This window comes from uncultured Roseobacter sp., from assembly GCF_947501835.1.
Lineage (GTDB): Bacteria > Pseudomonadota > Alphaproteobacteria > Rhodobacterales > Rhodobacteraceae > Roseobacter.
On sequence record NZ_CANMXR010000055.1, the window covers coordinates 1 to 1,290 of the forward strand.

Annotated in this window: 2 protein-coding genes; both read left to right on the forward strand. The window is 53.9% G+C overall.

Annotated elements, in window-relative coordinates:
• Window positions 1-94 precede the first annotated feature (94 nt).
• Complete coding sequence (locus Q1A20_RS26055; RefSeq protein WP_299919724.1) at window positions 95-388, forward strand: hypothetical protein; 294 nt, start codon at window positions 95-97, stop codon at window positions 386-388.
• 353 nt (window positions 389-741) lie between these two features.
• Complete coding sequence (locus Q1A20_RS26060) at window positions 742-1,005, forward strand: hypothetical protein (RefSeq protein WP_298971720.1); 264 nt, start codon at window positions 742-744, stop codon at window positions 1,003-1,005.
• The last annotated feature ends 285 nt before the right edge of the window (window positions 1,006-1,290 follow it).

A 1,290-nucleotide genomic window follows, 5' to 3' on the forward strand; every position in this document is an offset into this window, starting at 1 on the left:
GTTCACAGATATCCTGTGATCCTATCGGGAGCTCGACCTCAGTTCAGGGTCAGCCCAATTACGCATGCTTCGGGCTGCGGTGTTGGCATTTCAAATGCTGTACACCAATATCGGTATCATGGAACTCACATACCCCATAAACCTGGTGGGAGCCGACGATGGCGCGGCTCGAGGCGACCTACTAACTCGTCATGGCGAATTTCTGGGAACTTGGATCCTTGAAAGAGACGAAGGCGAAGAGACTGGTATTTTTTATTTCATAGCAGACGGGGAAACCGAACCGATGTTAACGGAAGAGATTGCCTTCCTGAGCAGCGGAATGCGCATGGGTTTAGCAATGAGCTCATTGTGCCGCTCTATCCGTGAGTGGCATGATCAGCAAAGTTAGTTGGTGCTGATCTCAGATGTCCGGTTTGGGCTGGCTGCCGACAACCGACCAAAACGCTCGGATGACTGCTTCGAGCCCACTTCGACCAATGCTGCAGAGTGCGCCGATAGCGGCTTAGTCCGCAGAGCCGACCTTCCAGGGCTGAATCATGGTGATAAGCCCGACCGAAACCGTCAGATGTCGGCTCGGAGCCCAAGGTGACGGATGCTGCAACATGACCGGACGGAAGCAAATTGCGGTGCAACTGAAAACAGGCGGGTTCGGCCTATTGTCGGAGGCAACTTACCAGTTGACTGACGAGCACAAGGAATATAAACGCCAATCTGCTCTCTTTTAGTCATGACGGTAGTATAATGCGCAAGTTGCTTTTTCCTGTTTTTTTGGTTTTGGCAGGGTGCGCAACAAGCAAACCTTTGCCCCAGAGTGAGGTTAAAGCACTGGTCGATGCCTGCCTCGAGGAGACACAGGCAACTGGTGTTTATTCGGTCTTCCCAGGCGGTGCGTCCAGCAACCCTGAAGGGGCATTGCCGCGTGCTCGTGCCGTTGAAAATCTTGGAGGAACGAAGTCCGGTGCTGATGCCGTTAATGCGTGCATTCGTCGCCGCGCACTTGCCTGAATTCAGATCAGCGGACTTTCGCTCCGATGGATAAAAGGCGGCTTTGTCCGCGATGTGTGAGTTCAAGCGACGCCAGATTTGCACTTGCAGCTAATGACCGGAACGCGGGCTGCTATCGCAGAAAGCCAACAGGAAGCCGAATGTCTCTTATGGGCCGCTTGTAACGGCGTATTCTCCTCTGCCGCTCAAGGATGCTGCGCTACCTCCGAGGTCCGCTCCGAGCCCTGTTTGCCATTTGACCAGCGCCTTGACTTGTACCAGTTTCCACATGAACAACCGCGTCGT